The sequence below is a fragment of the Methylobacterium litchii genome (assembly GCF_038442315.1).
GTDB lineage: Bacteria > Pseudomonadota > Alphaproteobacteria > Rhizobiales > Beijerinckiaceae > Methylobacterium > Methylobacterium litchii.
In genome coordinates this window covers 121090-142294 of sequence record NZ_JBBXMY010000001.1, presented here as the reverse complement: position 1 = coordinate 142294, position 21205 = coordinate 121090, and the positions used below count along the sequence as shown (strand labels likewise).

Sequence of the window (21205 nt, the reverse complement as noted above, 5' to 3'; positions counted from 1 at the left end):
GGTTGCTACAGAGCGGCCGCAAGAGGATGACCATGACGCGACCGGAGCCCGACACGGAAACGGCTGAGCCCGCACAGGCCCGGCTGATCGCCCATCTCGCGGCGGCCGGCTATGCGCCCGTGACGCCCCCGGTCCTTCAGCCGATCGAGCCGTTCCTGGAATTGTCCGGCGAGGACATCCGGCGGCGGATCTTCGTCACGCAGGATGCCGGCGGGGCCGAACTGTGCCTGCGGCCGGAATTCACCATCCCCGTCTGCCGCCTGCACCGCCAGCGGGCGGACGGGCAGGCCGCGGATTACAGCTATGCCGGGCCGGTCTTCCGCCTCACCGCCGGGGAGCCCGCCGAAATCGTCCAGGCCGGCATCGAATCGTTCGGCCGCACCGACACCCCGGCCGCCGACGCCGCGGTGCTGGGCCTCGCCCTCGAAGGGCTCGCCCTCCTCGGACGGACCGATACCACCGTGCGCCTCGGCGACATGGGGCTGACGGTGGCCCTCCTCGATGGCCTCGCCGTGCCGCCTGCCGCCAAGCGGCGGACCCTGCGGGCGCTGGCGGCCGGGCGCTCCCTCGACGCCGTGACCAACGGCGCGGAGGGCGCCCCCGGCGAGGACCGCCATGCGGGCCTGCTCGCGGCCATCCAGGGCCAGGACCCGCAGGGCGTGCGCGCCTTCGTGGAGGATGTGCTCGCCATCGCCGGCATCTCGGCGGTGGGCGGGCGCAGCGCGGGCGAGATCGCCGAGCGCTTCCTCGGCAAGGCCGCCGCGCAGGCCAATGGCGGCGCCGGGCTCAACGCCGAGAATCGCGCGATCCTCGACCGCTACCGCGCGGTGACGGGCGATCCCGACGCGGCCGCCCGGGACCTGCGGGCGCTGGTCGCCGATGCGGGCGTGCGCCATGGGGCGCTCGACGCCGCCCTCGACCTGTTCGAGGAGCGTACCGGCTTCATCGCCGCGCGGGGGCTGCCGATCGAGAACTTCCGCTTCCAGGGCGGCTTCGCCCGCAACCTCGACTATTACACCGGCTTCATCTTCGAGGTTTCCGAGGGGGACGGGCCGGTGCTGGTCGGCGGCGGGCGCTACGACGGCCTGCTCGCCCATCTCGGCAGCGCCGCGCCCTTGCCGGCCGTGGGCTGCACCTTCTGGATCGAGCGCGCGACGGGAGCCGGGCGATGAGCGATGCCCTCGTGCTGGCGGTGCCCTCCAAGGGGCGCCTGCAGGAGAACGCCAACGCCTTCTTCGCCCGCGCCGGCCTCAAGCTGGCGCAGGGGGCGGGGGCGCGGGATTACCGCGGCAAGCTCGTCGGCGTGCCCGGCGTCGAGGTCCGCTACCTCTCGGCCTCGGAGATCGCGAGCCAGCTCGCCTCCGGCGCCGCCCATCTCGGCGTGACCGGCGAGGATCTGATCCGCGAGACCCTGCCCGACGTGAGCGGCCAGGTGGAGCTGCTGACGCCGCTCGGCTTCGGCAACGCCACGGTGGTGGTGGCCGTGCCCCAGGCCTGGATCGACGTGCGGGTGATGGCCGACCTCGACGAGGTCGCCGCGACGATGCGCGTGCGCCACGGCCGCCGGCTGCGCGTCGCGACGAAATACGTGAACCTCACCCGCCGGTTCTTCGCCGAGACCGGCGTCGCCGATTACCGGATCGTGGAGAGTCTCGGCGCCACCGAGGGCGCCCCGGCGGCGGGCTCGGCCGAGATCATCGTGGACATCACCACCACGGGGGCGACGCTCGCCGCGAACGCCCTGAAGATCCTCGATGACGGGATCATCCTGCGCTCGGAGGCGAACCTCGTCGCCTCGCTGCGGGCCAACTGGGGCGAGGCCCAGCGCGGGGCGCTGCGGGCCGTGCTCGGCCGCATCAGCGCCGAGGAGCGCGCCCGCACCACCCGCGAGGTCCGCGCCGGGATGCCGGAGGCGGGCGCCATCGACCTCGCCACCCTGGCGGGCCTGCACGAGGCCGAGCTGCCCTACGGCGCCCCGGCGGGTGCCGATGGCGAGATCGTCCTGCGCTGCCCCGAGGCCGGCGCCATCGACCTCGCCGAGGCCTTGGTCCAGGCCGGCGCGCGGGCGGTGAGCGTCCGCAAGATCGACTACGCCTTCGCGGCGGAGAATCCGCTGGCGGAGCGGTTGCTGGCGCGGCTGTGAGGTTGGACGGATCGCGGGATATCCCCTAAGATCATTCAGATATCCCTCGAGGTGAGTCCGTGCCCCTCTACGTGAAGGATCCGCAGGTCGATGCCCTGGCTGACGAGCTGACGTCGCTCAGGGGATCGACCAAGACCGAGGCCGTCCGGCAGGCCCTGCTCAACGAGATCGCCCGCGCCAAGGAGAGTGCGCGCGCCGGCGGAGAGGCCGACCTCGTGGAGCGTACGCTCGCCTTCACGCGGCGCCTGCGGGCGCGCGCCGGCTCCGGCCAACCCGCCGACAAGACCTTCATCGACAGCCTCTACGAGCGCGACTGATGTTCGTGGATGCGTCGGCGCTCACGGCGATCCTCACGGATGAGGACGACGCCAGGAGGCTTGCTTCCGGGCTTAAGCGCGCGGAGCGGCGGATCACGTCGCCGCTGGCGGTGTGGGAGGCGACGATCGCCGTCGCCCGCCGCCTGGGCCTTCCCCTCGGGGAGGCGCGGGAGGCCATCGCCGATTATCTCGCGCTCGCCGGCATCGTGGTGATGGCCGTTCCCCCCGAGGTCGGGGACGGGGCGCTCGATGCGTTCGAACGCTACGGCAAGGGCCGGCACCGGGCATCGCTGAATTTCGGCGATTGCTTCGCCTATGCCTGTGCCCGCCATTATGGCGCGACGCTGCTCTTCAAGGGCAACGACTTCCCGCACACGGACATCGAGCCGGCCCTGGCAGAGTAAGGGTGCCCCTCGGGCTCCCCGCTCTACTGCGGCCCCTGCTTGGCGAATTCCGACAGCACCCCGCGTAGCACCTTGAGGCGCGCGTCGTAGGTATTGCGCAGGCATTCCACGTCGGCGGCGCAGGTGCGGCGCTCGGTGAGCCAGATTTCCTGGTCCTCGCGCAGCTTGGACTGGCCGCCCATCGGCAGCACCGCCTTCAGGATCTCGAACCGGGTCGCCATCTCGACGTCCCGGTCGTTGAGGGGGAGATGGGCGCAGATCGCCTTCTCGTCGGGGGCCTCGGCCTTGTCGCAGGCGAAGCTCGCCGCTTCGGCGGAGCCGCCGGCGAGGACGAGGAGAACGGCAAGGGCAAAGGTCGTGCGGCGCATGGACGATAACGGCCGAGCCTGCCGGAGGCTCCCGGTCAGAAGCCCGGCTTCACCGTCGCCAGCACCACGATGACGATCATCAGCAGCGTCGGCACCTCGTTGATCACCCGGTAGAACTTGTGGCCCCGGGTGTTCCGGTCGGCGGCGAAGTCCTTGACCATCCGGGCGAGCCAGCCGTGGATGCCCGACATCGCCACCACCAGGGCGAACTTCGCCTGCAGCCAGGGGGCGGCGTAGTAGCCGCTCATCCAGGCCAGCGTCAGCCCGAACACCCAGGTCGCGATCATGGCGGGCGTCATGATCGCCTTGAGCAGGCGCCGCTCCATGATCTTGAAGGTCGCCGATTGCACCTCGGAGCCCGGCGGCAGGCTCGCGTGGTAGACGAACAGCCGGGGCAGGTAGAGCATCGCCGCCATCCAGGCGATGAGGCTCACGATGTGTCCGGCCTTGATCCAGTCGTAGAGCACGCCCCTAGCCCCTGAGCCGGGCGAGCATCCGCTCGACATGGGCCACCGGCGTCTGCGGCGTGATCCCATGGCCGAGGTTGAACACGTGGGGCGATCCCTGCACGGCCTCGCGGATGCCGTCCACGGCCGCGTCCAGGGCCGCGCCACCCGCGATCAGCGTTTCGGGGTGCAGGTTCCCCTGCGTGACCGTCGAGGCCGGTACGCGGCCTCGCAGGGCCTTCAGATCCACGCCCCAATCGACACCCACCGCGTCGGCGCCGGTCTCGGGCACCACGCGGGCATGGCCGTCGAGGCCGGAGCCCCGGGCGAAGACGATGATCTTGGCGCCCGGCACCCGGGCGCGGACCCCCGCGATCATCCGGGCGATGGGTCGGAGCGACCAGCGGGTGAGGGCGTCCGGTACCGCCCCGCCCGGCAGGGCGCTCTCGGTGACGTCGCCCACCGGCTCGACCACGTCGGCGGAGGCGGGGACCGCCTTGGGCAGGGTGCCGGCATGGGATTCGAAGATCTGCACGGCGTCGGCGCCGGCCTCGAGCTGGCGCACGAGGTAGTCGGTCTGCACCGTGACGAGGCGGTCGATCAGTTCGTCCACCAGCGCCGTGTCGCCCTCGGCGAGCGCCCGGGCGGGGGCGAGGTCGGGGGTGCCCCGGCCGCCGATCATGTAGCTCGCCACGGTCCACGGCGCGCCGCAGAAGCCGAGCAGCGTCGTCTCCGCCGGCAGTTCGGCCCGCAGCCGCGTCACCGTCTCGAAGACGGGGGCGAGGTGGGTCATCACCGCCCCGTCGCCCGCCTCGCGCAAACGCTCGAAGGCGGCGCGGTCGCTCAGGGGATCGAGGCGCGGGCCCTCGCCCTCCACGAAGCGCACGTCCTGCCCGAGGGCGTGGGGCACGACGAGGATGTCCGAGAACAGGATGGCCGCGTCGAAGCCGAAGCGGCGGATCGGCTGGAGCGTCACCTCCACGGCGAAGTCGGGCGTGTAGCACAGGTCGAGGAAGGAGCCCGCCGTCGCCCGGGTGGCCCGATACTCCGGCAGATAGCGTCCCGCTTGGCGCATCATCCAGGCCGGAGGCGGCCAGACCGCCTCGCCCGAGAGCACCTTCAGCATCGTCCTGTCCGGTTGAACCGTCATGCGCTCCCGTACCCGTTTCTTCGCCAACCGGCCCGGTCGCGACGATCCCCAGGGGACCTCTCATAAAGAGAGAGAGAGAATCTTAGACTCTGTTTTTTCTCTTGGAGGCTGATGAGCGGGAGCGCAACCGTATCCACACCCGATCCCCGGTTCGGCGCCGTTAACGGAGCTTTAAAGGATTTGCGCGAAGATGATGGAAGAGGGTTCCTGCTCAAGGCCTTGCGCCGGGTGGTGAGCCGGTCCGGACCCCGCGTGTCCGGCTTTTCCCGAACCGGGTGCGGAATCCGCCCCGATTTGACGGCCTGTGTATGCAGGAGTCGATAGCCGGACGGGGTTCTGCTCTGGACCGGCCGACCGGGCCTGCCTATCCACACTTATCGACTCCCCGGCGGTCGCCGTTGGATAACCGAACCGGCCGGAGACGCCGCGTATGGGCCGCAGCTACTTCCACCTACATCTCGTGTCGGATTCCACCGGCGAGACGCTCATCAATGTCGGGCGCGCGGCGGCGGCGCAGTACGAGGGCGTCTCGGCCATCGAGCACGTCTACCCCCTCGTGCGCTCCGCCTCGCAGCTGGAGCGGGTGATCTCGGAGATCCGCGCCGCGCCGGGCCTCGTGCTCTACACCCTGGTGGGGGGCGACCTCGGCCAGCGGCTGGAGATGGCGGCGCGGGAATCCGGCTCGCCCTGCCTGTCGGTGCTGCAGCCGGTCCACGACCTGCTGCAATCCTACCTCGGCACGCAGAAGGCGGCACGTCCCGGCGCCCAGCACATGCTGAACGCCGAGTACTTCAAGCGCATCGACGCGATGAACTTCACCCTCGCCCATGACGACGGCAACCTGCCGGAGGATCTGGAGGAGGCGGACGTCATCCTGCTCGGCGTCAGCCGCACCTCGAAGACGCCGACCTCGATCTACCTCGCCAACCGGGGCCTGAAGACCACGAATCTGCCCCTCGTACCGGGCATGCCGATGCCGCCGGCCATCGAGGCGGCGCGCAAGCCCCTGATAGTCGGGCTGTTCGCCTCGCCGGAGCGGATCATCCAGATCCGCCAGAACCGGCTGTCGAGCCTGAACGCCGACGAGAGTTCGATGTATGTCGACCGCGAGGCGGTGGCCGACGAGATCACCGCCTCCCGGCGGCTGTTCATCAAGAACCGCTGGCCGACCATCGACGTGACGCGCCGGTCGATCGAGGAGACGGCCGCCGCCATCCTCGACCTGCACCGCGACCACCGGATGAAGTTCATCGCGGAATAATCCAGGGGCCTTGCCCCTGGACCCCACCAAAGGGCTTGCCCTTTGGGATCCCCGTCAGGATGCGCTCAGGATGCCGCGCACCAGGGCCATGCCGGCGATCAGGCCGAGGAGGCCGCCCGCGACCGAGGCCAGGACGTAAGCGGCCGACAGGGCCGTCTCGCCCCGCTCGTACAGGGCGATGGCATCGAGGGAGAAGGTCGAGAAGGTGGTGAAGCCGCCGAGCACGCCCGTCGTCAGGAGCAGACGGGCGGGGTGGCCCGCTGCGCCGCGCAGGGCGAAGCCTTCGGCCAGCACGCCCATCAGGAACGAGCCCAGCACGTTGATGAGGAGCGTCGCCAGGGGAAAGCCCAGGCCCGGCAGCGTCCGCGACACCGCCACGTTGAATCCGTGGCGAAACCCGCCGCCGATCCCGGCGCCGAGGAAAACGATGAGGGTGTTGATCATGCCTGTCCCGTCCCGGTTGGACGAGCGGCCCGGCCGCGATGCGGGCACGCCCCCACCGCAGGCGAAAGCCGCCCTTGCGGTAGGAGCCATCAGCCCTGGCCGGTCATCCGGCAAGGCGGTTGTCGGGGAGCTCCATCCCCATCCCGCCGAGCGTTAACGCACGGGCGGGACGAGGGAAAGGGCCTGAACCCTACGCCGCGACGGCGAAGTGGCTGCGCTGCTCGATCTGCGCGACGTAGAAATCCTCGATCACGTCGCGAACCACCTCCGCGAGGTCGGCGCCGCGATGCTCGTCGAGATGGATGTCGCTGCCGATCACCCGGCCGATATGCGCGCTGGCGCTCGAACCCGGCACGAGACGCTCGTTGTAGCGCTGATGCAGGCCGGAAATCGAAATATAGTTCTTGCCGCCGAGCTCGGGGCCGTACTTGATCTTGATCTTCTGCTCGCTGTCGACCCCGCGCAGCTTGGCACAGAGCGTGACGAAGTTGTCGGTGTCGATCAGCAACTCCGTCCCGGTGATGCAGCCATGGGCGTTGTGCTCTTCGTTCAGCACCTCCGCCATCAGGTTCAGCACCTCGATCACCGGCTGGAGGGCGCGGGTGCCGTCGTCCAGCAGCTTCTGCCGGAAGCCGTTGCTGCGGGCATCGGCGGCGGCAAGACGGGTGCGGAAACGGTCCTTGACTTCGGTGGTATGCGGCATCGGTTTAGTCCTCCGGGCGACAGCGAAAACGCGGACTCTTCGTCCGTTGGTGTTCGGTCTACGGAGCGAATGCAGTTGACGCAAGATAGTGCAAAACATTGATGCTTGCTCAGGACTTGAGCGTTTGCTTAAAACCTCAGCCTGCCTGAAAAACAGGCAACATCATGCAGGTCCGTCGAGGGGCTTCAGCACGGGGGCGGGGCCGAATGCCCGGCCGGGCTCGCTCTTCGTCAGGGCGCGGGCCAGGGCAACGAGATCCGGCGTCGCGCCTCCGGTCGGGCCGTAGACGGCGCGGTCGAGGGCGGCGAGCGCCTCGCGGGTCTCGGGCCGCTCCCGCCAGCGGCGGGCGAGGGCGGGCATCGCGGCCTCGCCCGCCGCCACGGCGGCGCGGACGGCGTTGGCGTCGCCGGTCCGGGCGGCCCGGCGCAGGTCGCGGGCGATGACGGCAGGCAGGCGGAGCGTCCCCCGTTCCCGGCGGAAGCCGAGGAGGGCGAGGCCGAGCCCGAAGGCCAGCACGCCCGCCGCCACGGCGATCAGCGCGGAGGCGGCGGCGCCCTTGGCCCCGTCGGTCTCCCGGTCGGGCAGGCCGCCGCCGATCTGGCGAGCGGGGATCTCGGCCTCGCGCATGGTGCGCGAGACCGTGTCGAACCACGGGATGGCGATGGCGTCGAGGGGGATCACCTCCGGCACGCCGGGCTTCACGTCCCAGACATAGGTGGCGCGGGCGACGGGGCCGGCGGGGGTGATGATGGTCTCGCGGACGACCGGCCCGGCGAAGGTGATGATGCCGCGCGTGCGCAGGACCGGCCGGGGCGGCAGGCCCTCGGCGAGCATCCCCTGCGCCTCCAGCACCACCGTCCGCCGGACGGTCTCGTAGATCTTCACCGTCTCCGGGTCGCGGCTCCACGAATCGGTGATGCTCACGTCGCGGGCGGGGAGCCACCAGGGCTCCTTCGCGTCGGGGCCGCCGGTCGGGGCGGTCCAGGGGGCGACGGTGAAGGGGATCGGCTGCGAGCGCACGTCCACCACCTTGCGCTCGCCGACGTCGTTGACGGTCAGCCGGTGGACGAAGGGCTCGATGGTGAACGCGCCCGCATGGTGCGGGAAGATCGCCACCGTCCGGTCGAAGGCGATGGCGGTCTGGCCGTCGGGGAGGCGGGTCTTGCTCCAATGGTCGCGGCCGAGCTGCGTCCAGGTGAAGTTGGCGAGCGGCGGCTGGATCACCTCCTCCAGCAGGATCGGCTGGCGGTAGACCCCGTGGATCTTCAGGAGCACCATCTCGCGGGTGTAGGGCGTCGCCCCGCCGTTCAGTTCGGGGGTGACGGTGAGGGTGAGGTCACCGGGTTCCACCTCGGCGAGGGCAGGCAGCGACATCCCGGCCAGCAGCAACCCGGCGAGAAGCCCAGTCCGCCCTCGCCGCACCCCGCGACCCCAGTCCCAAAAAATCACCATGGGTTGCTCCCGGCGGGCATGGCGGTGCCGGCCTCGACGCGGCGGGCCTGCTCGGCCTTGAGGCGGAGCTTGAGGTAGCGGCCGGGATCGTCGGGCAGAGTCTGGAGCCACAGGCGGTCGGGGCGGATTTCGTGCGCCTCGAAGCTCTTCGTCACCCGGCGGGCCTCGCGCTCGGGGGCCTCGGCGACCATGGCGGGGCCGGTGCCGGAGCGGCCGCGCCCGGCGGCGTCGCCCACCGAGCCGCGTGCCTTGCCGCCGGCCGAGTCGATGGCAGCCTGTTCGGAGCGGCCCCGCCGGGCGACGGCGCTATTGCCGGGCAGCGAGGCGCTGCTGCTCGCTTCGCGGTTGCCGGCAAGGCCCTCGCCGCTGGACGAGGCGTTGACGTCGTCGTTCGGGTCCTGGTGGGCGGATTTGTTGTAGCGGGCGCCGTACTGCGCCGTGCCGTTGGCGATGCCGCCGCCGGGGCCGCGGTCGATCGCCTCTTCCAGCATCCGGGCGATCAGCGAGCGGTTGGCCTGGGCGTCCGCGTCGCGGGGGTTGAAGCGCAGGGCCTCGTCGTAGGCGGCGATGGCGCCCTGCAGGTCGCCGGAGCGGGCGAGCGCGTTGCCGAGGTTGTAGCTCGCCCGGCGCCCGCCGTTGCGGAACAGGGTGATGGCCTCGTCCAGCCGCCCCGCCTCGTAGACGGCGGCGGCCCGCCAAGCGGGGTCCTCGAATACCCGCGCGGCGAGGCCGGGCAGGTGGACGCTCATCAGCAGGCGCCCGACACCGGTGCGCGGCTGCGACAGGGCGACGAGGGTCACGATCCCCAGGCCGACGAGGACGAGCCCGCCGATCCGCGCACTCCGCCGCCACGCCGGCGGCAGGCCGAGGGTCCGGGGTGACGCGAGGGCGGCCGGCATCAGGCGCTCCGTCGGAACAGCAGGAGGGCGGGTAGGGCCGCCAGGGCGAGCAGCCAACGCCCGAGATCGGCGAAGGCGACGACGCCGTAGCCGCCGGCCGCGAGGTGCTGGGCGGTGGGCGCAGCCACCGCGTCGAGCACGGGGGTCGCGGCACGGATCTCGGCGCTGGTGCCGCCACCCGCCGCCGCGAGGCGCTGGAGGGGCCCCGGATCCGGCTTCGGCACGCCCGGCGGCAGGGCCTTCGTGGCGGGGACGAACAGGGTGTCGAGGCGCCAGCCCCGGGCGCGGATCGCCCCGGCCTCGCGCAGGGCGGCCTCGCCGATGCCGTCGCCGTCGCTGATCAGCACTACGTTGGCGGCGATCACGTTGGCCTCGGCGAGGGTCCGGCTGGCCAGCGCGAGGCCGCGCTCCGGGTGGCTGCCCCGGTCGGGCACCGTGTCGGCGTCGAGGGAGAAGAGCGTGGTGCCGAGGCTGTCCCGGTCGGTGGTGGGGGAGGCGGCGAGGTAGGCGTCGCCGGCATAGATCACCAAGGCGACGGGGCGGGTGCCGGCGGCCTGCGCGACGGAGGCGGCGGCCTCGCGCACGCCCTGCAGGTTGCCGCCCTCGGCGACCGAGCGGGAGAGGTCGACGACGAGGATCGTCTCGTCGAGGTTGCGGAACGTGCCGGTGTCCCGGCGCTCCACCGCCGGCCCGGCGAGGCCGAGGACGAGACCCGCCGCGCAGAGCCCCGCCGCGAGGTTGGCGCCACGCTTGCCGCCGAGCACCGATCCGGTGCGCGAGAGGTAGGCCATCAGGGCGGGATCGACCTCCCGGCCCCAATCGCCGAGCGGCGCCGCCCGGCGCACGGCATAGAGCGCCAGGGCGACGACGATGGGGAGCGCCGCGAGCCACCAGGGCCGCAGGAGGGTGAGTCCGGCGAGCGTCATGCGCTCCTCCGCACGGCGAGCAGCCCCACGGCGAAGGCCAGTGCCAGGGCGCCCGGCCAGACCCACAGATCCTTGCGCAGGGGCAGCGGCGGGGGCGGGGTGCGCCCGCCCTCCAGGGTGTCGATGGCCTGCGCCACGGTGACGAGGTCGTCCGTGGTCTTCACCCGGAAGAAGCGCCCGCCGCTCGTCTCGGCCATGGTCTTCAGGGTCTCGCTGTCGACCACGTCCTGCTCGCCGTTGGCGTCGGCGAGGTCGCGGGGGCCGAGCGCGATGGTGTAGACGCGCACGCCGATCTCCTTGGCGAGGTCGGCCACGTCCTTCGGCGCGGTCTGGCCGGCATTGTTGGCGCCGTCCGAGAGCAGCACCACCGCCTTCGTCGCGGCGGGGCGCCCCTCGGGAATGTTCGCGTCGCGCGGGTCGAGGCGGCGCAGGGCGAGGCCGAGCCCGTCGCCGATGCCGGTGGAGCGGCCGGAAATGCCGATCGTCGCCTCCTCCAGGGCGCGGGCGACGGAGGCGGTGTCGAAGGTCAGCCCGGCGGCGACGTAGGCCTGATCCGCGAACAGGACGAGGCCGATCCGGTCCCCCGCCCGGCGGCGGATGAAGTCGGCCCCGACGCGCTTCACCGCCGCCAGCCGGCTCACGGTCTCGCCGTCGAGGGAGAAGTCGCGCCGCTCCATGGAGCCGGAGAGATCCATGGCGATCATGATCTCGCGCCCCGAAGCCGGGAGCGCGGCCGAGGGCATCACCACGCGCGGCCCGGAGAGCGCGGCGATCAGGCAGATCCACAGGCCCCAGACCAGGGCGGCCCGGCGGCGGCCGCGCCCTGCGCCCTCGTGGCCGGTGCCCGTGCTCGCGGCCAGGGTGCCGGGGACGCGCAAGGCGCCGCCCTCCACCCGCTCGCGGGGCAGGAGCCGCGCGGCGAGGAGCGGCAGCGGCAGGGCGAGGAGCAGCCAGGGGGCCGCGAGGTCGAAGCCGGAGACGAAGGCGGCGAGCCAGCCGGGCATCATGCCTTGAGCCTCCCGATCAGCCGGGTCAGCTCCGCGTCGAGGAGCGCGGGGTCGGGTACTTCGCGCCGGTAGAGCCCCTCCACCAGCACGCGCCCGGCGCCGGCGGTGAAGAAGTCGGTGCGCAGACGCGCATCGAGGCGCGCGGCCCAAGGCGCGCCGTGGGCGGAGGCGGCCTCGTCGCCGTCGAGGGTGCGCACGAGGCGGCGCAGCAACCGCGCCTGGGCGAGGATCCTGTCCGGCGGGGCGAGGGTGCGGCTTCCGGCGAGGTCGGCCAGCGCCGCCCGGCGGACGCTGGCCCGGACCCGGCTCACCACGACGCGCAGCAGTCCGACGAGGAGCGCGGCGCCGAAGCCGAGGACCAGCGCCAGCAGGATCTCGCCGGGCACGGGGCCGCTCGCGCCGCCCGGCAGGTGCAGGCCGCGCAACTGGTCGAGGGTCGCGGGGGCGTCGGCGGGGGTCACGGGCGGCCCCGCGCGGTCTCAGAGCACGGCATCGAGCCGCTCCATCAGCGGCGCGTAGGCCTCCGGCCCCGCCTCCACGTCGAGGCGCAGGCCGGCGATGCCGCGCGCGGCGTAATCCCCGAGGCGGGCGTCGAGCATCTGCTCCCCCGTGCCGTCGGCCCGGAGCGAACCGCGCCGCCCGTCCGAGAGGGCGAAGGGGAAGAAACCCGGCCGCCGGGCGCGCTCGAAGGCGTCGCTCACCAGGAGAAGGCGCACCGAGACGCGCTCGGCGACGAGGCCGAGCAGGCGCTCGAAATTGGGGCCGGGGGCATCGAGGGCGCTGGCGATGACGAGATGCCCGCCCGACGGCAGGAGGCTCGTGGCGATGCCGAGCAGGGGTTCGAGGGGCGGGTCTTCCGCCCGTGCCGCGTCGAGGGCCTGGGCATGGGCCACCGCGAGGGCGCCGGTCACGGAAGCCATGGCGCGCTCGCCCCCCGCCGGGCGCAGGACGGTGGGCTCACCCGAGGCGGTCGCCACGGCGAGGCCGACGCGTCCGCCATCGGCGACGATCCGCCAGCCGAGGAGGGCCAGCGCCTCCGCCGCCGCGACGGAGCGGAGCGTCCGCTTCGTGCCGAACAGCATGGAGGGCCGGAAATCCGCGAGCAGGATCACCGCCCGGTCGCGCTCGTCGTGGTGGGTGCGCACGTGCAATTGCCCGGTGCGCGCGGTGGCGTTGCGGTCGATGTGGCGGCGGTCGTCGCCCTCGGCCCAGAGGCGCACGTCCTCGGGCTCGGAGCCCCGGCCCCGCCGCTTGGTGACGATGCCCCCCGGCAGGCCGGCAAGCGTGCGGGTCACGGGCGCCGCGCCCCGCCGGGCGAGGTGGCGTAAGCCCATCAGCGCCTCGCCCGAGAGGTGGATCACAGGATCCTGGGCCGGATCTCGGGACGGTGCCGCTGTCCCTCGGCTCAAAGGGCCTTCACCCGCCGCACGAGGTCGTCGATCAGCCCCCGGGCGGTCTTGCCCTCGGCGGAGGCCCGCCACGTCAGGCCGATCCGGTGGGACAGGGCGTCCCGCGCCAGCTCGGTGATGTCCTCGGGGATCACGTGGTCGCGCCCGCGCAGCCACGCCCGCGCCTTGCCGGCCAGCATCAGCGCGAGCGTCCCGCGCGGCGAGGCCGGGTGCTCGATGGCCCCGCGCAGGTCCGGCGCGGCCTCGTCGGTGCGGGTCGCCGCCACGAGGCGCACGAGATAGTCCTTCAGCGCCGGGGAGACGTAGGTGGCCAGCGCCGCCTCGCGGGCCGCGCGCACGTCCTCCATCGACAGGCGGATCGGCATCGGCGCGATGCGGTGGGTGATCTCGCCCTCCACGAGGTCGAGGATCGCCCGCTCGGAGGCCGCGTCGGGCATGTCCACCACGACGTGGAGCAGGAAGCGGTCGAGCTGCGCCTCGGGCAGGGGGAAGGTGCCCGCGTGCTCGATCGGGTTCTGGGTGGCCACCACCATGAACGGGTCGTGCAGGCGGTGGGTCTCGCCGGAGACGGTCACCTGCCCCTCGGCCATGGATTCGAGCAGCGCCGACTGCACCTTGGGGGGGGCGCGGTTCACCTCGTCCACCAGCACCAGGGCGTGGAAGAGGGGGCCGGGCAGGAATTCGAAATGGCCGCTGTCCTGGCGCCACACGGTGGTGCCGGTGAGGTCGGCGGGCATCAAGTCCGGGGTGCACTGGATGCGGGCGAAGGAGCCGTCGAGCCCCTCCGCGAGGCGCTTCACCGCGCGGGTCTTGGCGAGGCCGGGCGCGCCCTCGATCAGCAGGTGGCCCCCGGTGAGGAGGCCGATCAGCAGCCGCTCCACGAGGCCGGAGGCGCCGATCAGGCCGGTCTCCAGCCCGTCGCGCAGGGCGAGCACCCGCCCGTGCAGGCCGGAGGGATCGGTTCCCGGCGAGGGGCGGTCGGCGAGGGCCGCGCCGCTCATGAGTGGATTGGTCCCGACAGGTCGGCGCAATCCGGCATCCTGCACGTCTCCTCGCGGCCGGGTCCCGTGTCGCGCACGGGCTCTCTCAAGCCGTCTCGGGTGTGCCCGCAGGCCGGGTGCCCGTCAATCCTGCGTGGGCCGGGCCGTTTGCGGGCATCGTGTCACGGTTTCTTCACAGGCGCGGAGGATGAGCGGGCCGCCATGCATGCCGCCTTCGCCTACGCCGACCTCCCCGAACCGGTGAAATCCGCCCTCGGCCTCTTCGTGGCCTTCTGCCTCGGCACCTTCATCGGTGCCGAGCGACAGTACCGCCAGCGCACGGCGGGCCTGCGCACGGCGGTGCTCGTGGCGGTGGGCGCCTCGGCCTTCGTCGATCTCGGGATGCGCCTCACCGGCGGCGAGGGCGGCACCCGCACCGTGGCCTACGTGATCTCCGGCATCGGCTTCCTCGGCGCGGGCGTGATCATGAAGGAGGGGATGAACGTGCGCGGCCTCAACACGGCCGCGACCCTCTGGTGCTCGGCGGCGGTGGGCGCCTTCGCCGGGGCGGACATGCCCCTGGAGGCGACCTTCGTCACAGCGACGGTGCTCGCCTGCAACACGGCCCTGCGGCCCCTCGTGAAGCTCATCGACCGCCTGCCGATCCGCGAGTCGGAGACGGAGGCGACCTACGAGGTCCAGGTGACGACGGCGCCGGGCGCCACCGGGCCGGCGCAGGACCTGCTGATCGAGCGCCTGGAGGCGGCGAACTACCCCGTCAGCGCCATCGAGATCGAGGAGCGGGGCGAGGACGCGGTCGACGTCATCGCCACCCTGACGGCCAGCGCCGTCGAGGCGTCGGAGCTCGACGCGGTCACGGCCGAGCTGGAGAAGGCCCCCGGCATCCGCCACGCCACCTGGACCAGCCAGACGACGGCCGACTGAACCGGCTCAGCGGGGCGGCGTCAGCGGGCGGATGCGGCGCTCGACCACCACCGTTGGCCGGACGCGGCGCTCGACGATGACCGTGCGGGGGGCGCGGCTCGGGCTCGCGTGGCTGAGGATGCGCTCGGGTGCCCGCTCCGGCTTGGCGCGCTTGGCGGCCAGCACATGCGGGCGGACCTCGTCGGCGGGGAGGCCGATCAGCCCGGCGGCGATCTCCACCTGCTGCTCGACATCGTCGGCCAGGTCCTGGGCGGCGGCCACCGCCTCGACGATCGTCGGCGGCTCGCGGCGCACCCGGATCGGCGGAAGGTCGGCGAAGCTCTTCTGGGTCTTCTTCACGGGACGACTCGCGGTCTGCATGCCTCAAGCATAGCGCGCCCGAGGCCGGTTGTGCAGTGCATCAAACGATGGTGATCGCATGGGTCGCCCGCGCTGGGATCGGCCCGTGGCATGGACGGATGGCCCCCAACGGGGCATCCCGGCGCGACGGCATGCCGCATGGATGGCGGGCCGCGCCCGCAGAGCTCCGATCCCTCGACCCGGCGGGCGAGCGCCCGCGTTTCGCATTAACCCGGCAGGGCCTATCCTGCGCCCATGACCCTGCCGTTCGATCCGCGCCTCACCCCCGCCCGGCCGCATCTGGCGGATGCCGCCCTGCGCGGGCAGGTCGAGGCCGCGCGCTTCGTCGCGGGGCAGGCGCGGCGCGTCGTTGTCCCCTCCGCGCCCCTGCGGCGAACGCCCTCGGACGCCTCCGGCACCGAGACCGAGGCCGTGCTGGGCGATGCCGTCACCTTCTACGCGGAGGAGGACGGGCACGCCTTCGTTCAGCTGACGCGCGACGGCTATGTCGGCTACCTGCCCGTCGGCAGCCTCGGCCCGGCCGATCCGGAGCCGACCCATGTGGTCACGGCTGTGCGCAGCTTCCTCTACCCGGCGCCGGACCTGAAGCGGCCCCCGCGCGGCCATCTCGGCCTCGGCGCCCGCCTCACCGCGACCGGGCGGGAGGGCGACTATCTCGCGACGCCGGGCGGCTTCGTCTTCGCCGCCCATTGCCGGGAGGCGGATTTCACCGCCCCCGACTTCGTCGGCACCGCCGAGCGGCTCGTCGGTACGCCTTATCTCTGGGGCGGGCGCACGAGCCTCGGGCTCGACTGCTCCGGGCTGGTGCAGCTCTGCCTGCACCTCGCGGGCCGCGACTGCCCCCGCGACGCCGACATGCAGGAGCGCGGCTTCGGCACCGCCCTGCCCGACGATCCCGCCGGGCTGCGACGCGGGGACCTGGTGTTCTGGCGCGGCCATGTCGGGATGATGCGCGACGCCACCTCCCTCCTTCACGCCAACGGCCACCACATGGCGGTGGCGGTGGAGCCCCTGGCGGAGGCGCGGGCGCGCATCCTGGCCAACAGCTACGGCCCCGTGACATCCTTCCGCCGGCTGGCGCCAGGAACCGCTGCCCCGGCGGACCCGTTCCATTGTCAAGTTCGCAAACCCGGAGACCCGGAATGACTGGCACTCGACTCGGCCTCGCCCTCGGCGGCGCCCTCCTCGCCCTCCTGCCCGGTGCGGCCCTCGCGCGCGGCGGCGGTGGCGGTGGCGGCGATTCGGGCAGCGGCCTCTCGCCCTACGCGGCGCTCAGCGGCAACGACCGCTCGGCCGGCGTCAACAACGGCAATTACCGCGATCCGGGCTACGATTCCTACCTGCAGACCTACGCACCGGATGCAGCTTCCCGCTATGCGGTGCCCCCCGGCCCGCAGCCCGAGCCGGCCGGCCGCCTGCGGATGCGGCCCTATTACGGCTACCCCTACTGAGATCGGCGACGGCGCGGGCGGCTTACCGGGGCCGCCCGCCCCTCACTCCCCCGCCTTGTCCGGGCCTTTCCCCGACTCCTTGGTGGGCGGGGCGGCCTTGTGCATCGCCTGCAGGGTCCATTCGCCGCCGGAGGGCTTGCAGCCCGTGCCGCGCACGAAGCGGCTCTTCTCCGAGCCGATGACCGAAGCGAGGAAATTCCGGCAGATCCGGTCGTCCGCCACGTAGGGCAGGCCGGTCGGGTTCACCGAGCCGTGCATCCCGGAATCGGGGTTGTCCCACTTCACCGGGCGGCCGTTGCCCTGCGGATCGAGGGCGACCGTCAGCGCGGCCTGCGCCCGCCGCCAATCCTCGCCGTTGAGGTCCGGCCCGAAGGTCTTGGGCGGCGCGATGCTGCCCGTCGTCAGGGGCTCCTCGACGACGGCGGACGCTGCCGGCTCCGGCGTACCCCGGAACAGCAGCAGCGGCTGGCTGCACCCCCCGAGGACGACGCCCAGGCACAGGGCAGCCCCCGCCGGAACGAGGGTCCGGAGACCTTTACAGTGACGCGAGACCATCAGACCATCACACCTGACTCAACGGCGGTCTTTTGCGTTCGACGGACGCGCCGTTGCCCCCTCAGGCCCCGGACGTGGCAGGCAGGAGTCTTCCCTTGAACGAGTTAACGATCGGTGGCCCGGCTGCCGTCATCCTGGAAGATTTCACCCGCGCCGAGAACCCGGTCACCCTGTTCGCGGCCTGGATGAAGGAGGCCGAGGCCGCCGAGCCGAACGATCCGAACGCCATGGCCCTGGCCACGGCCGGCAGCGACGGCCTGCCCGACGTGCGGGTGGTGCTGCTGAAGGCGTTCGATGAGCGTGGCTTCGTGTTCTACACCAACACGCAATCGACCAAGGGCGAGGAGCTGGCCGCGAACCCGCAGGCCGCCCTGGTCCTGCACTGGAAGAGCCTGGGGCGGCAGATCCGCGCGCGGGGCCCCGTCGAGCGCGTGACCGACGCGGAGGCCGACGCCTATTTCGCGAGCCGCCACCGGGAAAGCCGCATCGGCGCCATCGCGAGCCAGCAATCGCGGCCCGTCGCGGACCGGACGGCGCTGATGGACGCCGTCGCCGCCGTGACGGAGCGGGTCGGCCACGGGGCGGTGCCGCGCCCGCCGCATTGGACGGGCTTCCGCATCCTGCCGAGCAGCATCGAGTTCTGGCGGAACGGCGAGTTCCGCCTGCACGACCGGGTACGGTTCGTGCGCGACGGCGCGGGCTGGCGGGGCACGCGCCTCTACCCGTGAGGCATGAAAAAAGCCCCGGCCGGGTGGCCGGGGCTTTCGCGTGTGCGGGATGTCCGGAGGATCAGTCCTCGGACTCGGCCTTCTTCTCGGCCTCGTCCTCGGCGGCTTCGGCCTCAGCCTCGGCCTTCTCCTCGGCGGCCTCAGCGGACTGCGCCTCGGCGATCGCGGCCTCCTCGGCCTCGACCTCGGCGCCCAGCACCGTCGGCGGGACGATGTTGGCGACTGGATCGGTCGACTCGCCGGTGTAGGTGCCGGCCGGGATCTTGATGTCGGAGACGTGGATCACGTCGCCGATCTGGCGGCCGGTCAGGTCGACCTCGATGGCGTCCGGGATCTGGTCCGGGGCGACGTCGAGCTCGAGGGTGTGGTGCGAGATGTTGAGGGTGCCGCCGCCCTGCTTGATGCCCGGGGCCGCGTCCTCGTTGACGAAGTGCACCGGCACGGCGACCGTCACGGTCTGGCCCGAGACGACCCGCAGGAAGTCGACGTGCATCGGCACGCCGGAGACCGGATCGAGCTGGAAGTCGCGCGGGATGGCGCGCAGCTTGCGGCCGCCCACGGCGATCTCGAACACGGTGGTCTTGAACCCGCCGGCATAGATCAGCGTGCGGGCCCGGATGAGGTCGATGGCGATGGAGACCGGCGGCTGGCCCGCGCCGTAGATGACGGCGGGAATCTGGCCCTGGCGACGAACGGCCCGGGCGGCCCCCTTGCCGACCCGGTCGCGTGCCACGGCCTCAAGCGACTTGATGGCGCTCATAGGCGTGATCCTTCAGATAGCTGGAGCCGGAACGCGAAAAAGCCGCCCGAAGCGGACGGCTCAAGCCTTCCCGGCGCGCCCCTGCCTCCAAGGGTGTCTCGGGGGCGCGCCGTGGCGATACACAAATGAGCGCCGGAAGGCAATCGGCGGATCAGGCCGCCGCCAATCCCCGCCGTCTGATCAGGTCGATCGCCTCGTCCCGGGTCGGGGCGTCCGCGCAGACTCCGAACCCTTGGAGGGCGAAGGGCGATTCGCTCTGCGGTGTCAGGTACAGGGTCACCGGCACTTTGTGCCCACCCGCGAGCCGGTCGAGCACGTCGTGCGCCTCACCGAGGTCCAGGCCGAAACCCGCCAGCGCCCGCACGAGGCTCACGGGCTGTTCGATGACGCCCGGCGCCCGCAGCACGAGTTCAACGGGGATACCGGAAGGGCGGCGGCCTGCGCCCGCGCTTCGGTCCCGCGCCGGTCGTTCGAGGGCCTCCTTCAACGACGACCGCATCGACCTCAGCCTCTCTCAGGATCTCCGCACCGATTGCGTTCAATCCCGCCCGCCCTAAGGCACCCCGGTGCAGCCCCTGAACGTGCGCCCGACGAAAATACAATGTTCGGCCGATTTGCTCCAGTTCCCCGACCGCCTCCAGGCGACCGATGGGCGTCCCGATCTCGATCAGCACCGTGTTTCCGAAGCCATACTCGGTGATGGCGATGGATACGGAGCCGACCGGCCACACCCTGAAACCCCATCGAGTCGAACGGGCCGATCATGAAAGCGTGGCTGCCCGACCGCAAGCCCGTCCTCATCGCATCCCGTGTCGGGCCAACTCTTCCGGCACCAGCTCCGCCGCCTGCAGGCGCAGGAGGATCGCGTCGAGATCGACCGGCCGCGCGTCGCAGGCGTCGATGCCGACGTCGCAGGAGCGGCTGGTGTCGGGGAGCCAGCCGTGGCTGTGGCCGAAGAGGTGGAGCGTCTCGCGCCACAGGCCGGGCCAGGCGCGGTGCGCGTAATGCGACAGGAACAGGCGCCGGTCGCGGCCGGTCCCGTCCGTCACGGTGAGGCGCATGCTCTCGACGGGGGGCGCGGCCCAGGGCAGGTCGAGGATGCGGTTCGAATCGTGGTTGCCGCGCACGAGGTGCTTCACCCCGTGCAACCGCGAGAACACGTCCGCGCAGCGTTCCCGGCTCGCCTCCACGGCGAAGTCGCCGAGATGCCAGACCGTGTCCTCCGGCCCGACGACCGCGTTCCAGGCGGCGATCAGCGCCTCGTCATGGGCCTCCACCGTGCCGAAACGCGCGCGGGCGTGCCGCAGGACATGCGGATCGCCGAAATGGGTGTCGGCGGTGAAGTAGGTCGCCATCGGCTCCGGCTGTTCGCTCCGTCCCGGACGAGGTGGAGCCCGGGGCGCGGCCCGCAAGGCGAAAAAGACAGCGGCTTAAAGTCTCGCGCAGTCCCGCCGCCGCTGACGAAGCGCCACGGCAGAAAATCCTAACGAAAACGAATCACGTCGGGGCGATCTGTCAAGAACTGTCCCGCTTGTGACACGCGCGCTACAATGGCCAAGCTTGGTCCGCGGCGTCGCGGTCCGGTCCAGGCGTTCGTTGAAGCCACAAGGGGAAGCGAAGACCCATGCAGAACTTCACCGTAACCGACCGAGAACGCGACACCGTCCTCGCCGCTCTGCGCTACTACCAGTTCTACCGGATGCAGGGTCACCCCTTCGATCCGCGCCAGGACCACCTGATCGACACCATCGCCGGCCAGACCGGCGACGCCCTGGATCTCACCGAGATCGACGACCTCTGCGCCGGCCTCGCCGGCAATCCGCACGCGCTCGCCGTCAACGCGGCCTGACCGGACGTCTGTCGGGGCTCGGCCCCGACACCCTCCGCCCTCGATCGGACACGATCGCATCGCACGGGCGGACGATGCCGACCCTGCACGTCTGCCCGCTTTCGCGTCTGCCCGACACCGTCCACGCGACGGGCGCGCGCCATCTCCTCACCCTCGTCACCATCGGGATGCCCGTCGAGCGCCCGGCCGCGATTCCCCCTGAAAACCACGCACGGATCGGCGTGAGCGATATCGCCGCACCGCAGGCGGGCCATGTCCTGCCCGGCGAGGAGCATGTGGCGGCGCTCCTCGCCTTCATCCGCGCGTGGCCGCGGGAGACGCCGCTGGTGATCCATTGCTACGCCGGCATCAGCCGCTCGCCGGCCGCCGCCTACATCGCCGCCTGCGCCCTGGCGCCGGAGCGCGATGAGGGCACCATCGCCGATGCCTTGCGCGCCGCCTCGCCTTCGGCCACCCCCAACCGGTTGTTCGTGGAGATCGCGGACCGGCTGCTCGGGCGCAACGGCAGGATGGTCGCCGCCATCGCGCGAATCGGGCGCGGCGCCGACGCCTTCGAGGGCACACCCTTCGTCCTTGCCCTGGACTGACACGGCCTGGAGCGGGTGTGGCGCAAACGCGCCCGTTCCGGGCAAAAGCGGCGGATGACGG

28 protein-coding genes and 1 riboswitch are annotated in these 21205 nt (G+C 72.2%); of the genes, 11 read left to right on the top strand and 17 right to left on the bottom strand.

Features of this window, described 5'->3' with window-relative positions:
* Window positions 1-32: 32 nt before the first annotated feature.
* Genes AAHF99_RS00720 through AAHF99_RS00705 form a run of 4 tightly spaced genes read left to right on the top strand, consistent with a single transcriptional unit; the run spans window position 33 to window position 2864 of the window.
* On the top strand, window positions 33-1172 hold the full coding sequence (locus AAHF99_RS00720) for an ATP phosphoribosyltransferase regulatory subunit (RefSeq protein ID WP_342162232.1): 1140 nt from the start codon (window positions 33-35) through the stop codon (window positions 1170-1172).
* Window positions 1169-2143, top strand: coding sequence for an ATP phosphoribosyltransferase (hisG, locus tag AAHF99_RS00715; protein ID WP_342162231.1), 975 nt, complete (start codon window positions 1169-1171; stop codon window positions 2141-2143). Before AAHF99_RS00720 ends, hisG begins: the two co-directional genes overlap by 4 nt.
* Before the next feature lie 59 nt (window positions 2144-2202).
* Complete coding sequence (locus tag AAHF99_RS00710; protein WP_342162230.1) at window positions 2203-2460, top strand: type II toxin-antitoxin system VapB family antitoxin; 258 nt, start codon at window positions 2203-2205, stop codon at window positions 2458-2460.
* Window positions 2460-2864 (top strand): type II toxin-antitoxin system VapC family toxin, encoded by a 405-nt coding sequence (locus AAHF99_RS00705; protein ID WP_342162229.1) that lies wholly within the window; start codon window positions 2460-2462, stop codon window positions 2862-2864. The genes AAHF99_RS00710 and AAHF99_RS00705 overlap by 1 nt, the downstream gene beginning before the upstream one ends.
* Before the next feature lie 23 nt (window positions 2865-2887).
* Here AAHF99_RS00705 and AAHF99_RS00700 read toward each other — a convergent pair whose 3' ends face one another.
* Genes AAHF99_RS00700 through AAHF99_RS00690 form a run of 3 tightly spaced genes read right to left on the bottom strand, consistent with a single transcriptional unit; the run spans window position 2888 to window position 4828 of the window.
* Complete coding sequence (locus AAHF99_RS00700) at window positions 2888-3232, bottom strand: lysozyme inhibitor LprI family protein (RefSeq protein ID WP_342162228.1); 345 nt, start codon at window positions 3230-3232, stop codon at window positions 2888-2890.
* 35 nt (window positions 3233-3267) lie between these two features.
* Window positions 3268-3699, bottom strand: coding sequence for a protoporphyrinogen oxidase HemJ (hemJ, locus tag AAHF99_RS00695; protein WP_342162227.1), 432 nt, complete (start codon window positions 3697-3699; stop codon window positions 3268-3270).
* Window positions 3700-3703: 4 nt separating this feature from the next.
* On the bottom strand, window positions 3704-4828 hold the full coding sequence (locus tag AAHF99_RS00690) for a uroporphyrinogen decarboxylase (protein WP_342162226.1): 1125 nt from the start codon (window positions 4826-4828) through the stop codon (window positions 3704-3706).
* 430 nt (window positions 4829-5258) lie between these two features.
* On the opposite strand from AAHF99_RS00690, the gene AAHF99_RS00685 reads away from it, so the two are divergent.
* Window positions 5259-6089: a pyruvate, water dikinase regulatory protein gene (locus AAHF99_RS00685; RefSeq protein WP_243957148.1), complete on the top strand. Its 831-nt coding sequence runs from the start codon at window positions 5259-5261 to the stop codon at window positions 6087-6089.
* 54 nt (window positions 6090-6143) lie between these two features.
* Here AAHF99_RS00685 and crcB read toward each other — a convergent pair whose 3' ends face one another.
* The 9 genes from crcB to AAHF99_RS00640 all read right to left on the bottom strand — a co-directional run bounded on the left by crcB (window position 6144) and on the right by AAHF99_RS00640 (window position 13930).
* Window positions 6144-6533: a fluoride efflux transporter CrcB gene (gene crcB, locus AAHF99_RS00680; protein ID WP_342162225.1), complete on the bottom strand. Its 390-nt coding sequence runs from the start codon at window positions 6531-6533 to the stop codon at window positions 6144-6146.
* Between the two features lie 73 nt (window positions 6534-6606).
* A riboswitch (Fluoride riboswitch) is annotated at window positions 6607-6682 on the bottom strand.
* Between the two features lie 41 nt (window positions 6683-6723).
* Complete coding sequence (locus tag AAHF99_RS00675; protein WP_342162224.1) at window positions 6724-7236, bottom strand: hypothetical protein; 513 nt, start codon at window positions 7234-7236, stop codon at window positions 6724-6726.
* Between the two features lie 162 nt (window positions 7237-7398).
* Window positions 7399-8688, bottom strand: a complete 1290-nt coding sequence (locus tag AAHF99_RS00670; RefSeq protein ID WP_342162223.1) for a hypothetical protein — start codon at window positions 8686-8688, stop codon at window positions 7399-7401.
* The gene (locus tag AAHF99_RS00665; protein ID WP_342162222.1) at window positions 8682-9587 is read right to left on the bottom strand and encodes a tetratricopeptide repeat protein; all 906 of its coding nucleotides are present in this window, start codon (window positions 9585-9587) and stop codon (window positions 8682-8684) included. Before AAHF99_RS00665 ends, AAHF99_RS00670 begins: the two co-directional genes overlap by 7 nt.
* Window positions 9587-10513, bottom strand: a complete 927-nt coding sequence (locus AAHF99_RS00660; protein WP_342162221.1) for a vWA domain-containing protein — start codon at window positions 10511-10513, stop codon at window positions 9587-9589. The genes AAHF99_RS00665 and AAHF99_RS00660 overlap by 1 nt, the downstream gene beginning before the upstream one ends.
* Complete coding sequence (locus tag AAHF99_RS00655; protein WP_342162843.1) at window positions 10510-11517, bottom strand: VWA domain-containing protein; 1008 nt, start codon at window positions 11515-11517, stop codon at window positions 10510-10512. The genes AAHF99_RS00660 and AAHF99_RS00655 overlap by 4 nt, the downstream gene beginning before the upstream one ends.
* Window positions 11517-11981 (bottom strand): DUF4381 family protein, encoded by a 465-nt coding sequence (locus AAHF99_RS00650; RefSeq protein ID WP_342162220.1) that lies wholly within the window; start codon window positions 11979-11981, stop codon window positions 11517-11519. Before AAHF99_RS00650 ends, AAHF99_RS00655 begins: the two co-directional genes overlap by 1 nt.
* Window positions 11982-11999: 18 nt before the next feature.
* The gene (locus tag AAHF99_RS00645; protein WP_342162842.1) at window positions 12000-12854 is read right to left on the bottom strand and encodes a DUF58 domain-containing protein; all 855 of its coding nucleotides are present in this window, start codon (window positions 12852-12854) and stop codon (window positions 12000-12002) included.
* A 71-nt stretch (window positions 12855-12925) separates the two neighbouring features.
* Window positions 12926-13930: an AAA family ATPase gene (locus AAHF99_RS00640; RefSeq protein WP_342162219.1), complete on the bottom strand. Its 1005-nt coding sequence runs from the start codon at window positions 13928-13930 to the stop codon at window positions 12926-12928.
* A gap of 201 nt (window positions 13931-14131) precedes the next feature.
* On the opposite strand from AAHF99_RS00640, the gene AAHF99_RS00635 reads away from it, so the two are divergent.
* Complete coding sequence (locus AAHF99_RS00635) at window positions 14132-14854, top strand: MgtC/SapB family protein (protein WP_243957131.1); 723 nt, start codon at window positions 14132-14134, stop codon at window positions 14852-14854.
* Between the two features lie 6 nt (window positions 14855-14860).
* On the opposite strand, the gene AAHF99_RS00630 is transcribed toward AAHF99_RS00635, so the two are convergent.
* Window positions 14861-15193, bottom strand: a complete 333-nt coding sequence (locus tag AAHF99_RS00630; RefSeq protein ID WP_243957129.1) for a hypothetical protein — start codon at window positions 15191-15193, stop codon at window positions 14861-14863.
* 255 nt (window positions 15194-15448) lie between these two features.
* On the opposite strand from AAHF99_RS00630, the gene AAHF99_RS00625 reads away from it, so the two are divergent.
* Together AAHF99_RS00625 and AAHF99_RS00620 are read left to right on the top strand one after the other, a co-directional pair.
* Window positions 15449-16360 carry a C40 family peptidase gene (locus AAHF99_RS00625; RefSeq protein ID WP_342162218.1) on the top strand — a complete coding sequence of 304 codons (912 nt, stop codon included), beginning with the start codon at window positions 15449-15451 and terminating at the stop codon, window positions 16358-16360.
* On the top strand, window positions 16357-16665 hold the full coding sequence (locus AAHF99_RS00620) for a hypothetical protein (RefSeq protein WP_342162217.1): 309 nt from the start codon (window positions 16357-16359) through the stop codon (window positions 16663-16665). The genes AAHF99_RS00625 and AAHF99_RS00620 overlap by 4 nt, the downstream gene beginning before the upstream one ends.
* Before the next feature lie 42 nt (window positions 16666-16707).
* On the opposite strand, the gene AAHF99_RS00615 is transcribed toward AAHF99_RS00620, so the two are convergent.
* Window positions 16708-17220 (bottom strand): RT0821/Lpp0805 family surface protein, encoded by a 513-nt coding sequence (locus AAHF99_RS00615; RefSeq protein ID WP_342162216.1) that lies wholly within the window; start codon window positions 17218-17220, stop codon window positions 16708-16710.
* Between the two features lie 95 nt (window positions 17221-17315).
* Here AAHF99_RS00615 and pdxH point away from each other — a divergent pair, with 95 nt between their 5' ends.
* Complete coding sequence (gene pdxH / locus AAHF99_RS00610) at window positions 17316-17948, top strand: pyridoxamine 5'-phosphate oxidase (protein ID WP_342162215.1); 633 nt, start codon at window positions 17316-17318, stop codon at window positions 17946-17948.
* A gap of 61 nt (window positions 17949-18009) precedes the next feature.
* Here pdxH and AAHF99_RS00605 read toward each other — a convergent pair whose 3' ends face one another.
* From AAHF99_RS00605 to AAHF99_RS00595, 3 genes are all read right to left on the bottom strand, one after another.
* Window positions 18010-18708 carry a 50S ribosomal protein L25/general stress protein Ctc gene (locus tag AAHF99_RS00605; RefSeq protein ID WP_342162214.1) on the bottom strand — a complete coding sequence of 233 codons (699 nt, stop codon included), beginning with the start codon at window positions 18706-18708 and terminating at the stop codon, window positions 18010-18012.
* 151 nt (window positions 18709-18859) lie between these two features.
* Window positions 18860-19207: a hypothetical protein gene (locus AAHF99_RS00600; RefSeq protein WP_342162213.1), complete on the bottom strand. Its 348-nt coding sequence runs from the start codon at window positions 19205-19207 to the stop codon at window positions 18860-18862.
* A 298-nt stretch (window positions 19208-19505) separates the two neighbouring features.
* Complete coding sequence (locus AAHF99_RS00595) at window positions 19506-20063, bottom strand: metallophosphoesterase (RefSeq protein WP_243957120.1); 558 nt, start codon at window positions 20061-20063, stop codon at window positions 19506-19508.
* Between the two features lie 269 nt (window positions 20064-20332).
* Between AAHF99_RS00595 and AAHF99_RS00590 the strand changes: the two genes are divergently transcribed.
* Both AAHF99_RS00590 and AAHF99_RS00585 read left to right on the top strand, forming a co-directional pair.
* Complete coding sequence (locus tag AAHF99_RS00590; protein WP_243957119.1) at window positions 20333-20557, top strand: hypothetical protein; 225 nt, start codon at window positions 20333-20335, stop codon at window positions 20555-20557.
* Between the two features lie 74 nt (window positions 20558-20631).
* Window positions 20632-21144, top strand: a complete 513-nt coding sequence (locus AAHF99_RS00585) for a tyrosine phosphatase family protein (protein ID WP_342162212.1) — start codon at window positions 20632-20634, stop codon at window positions 21142-21144.
* Window positions 21145-21205: the final 61 nt, after the last annotated feature.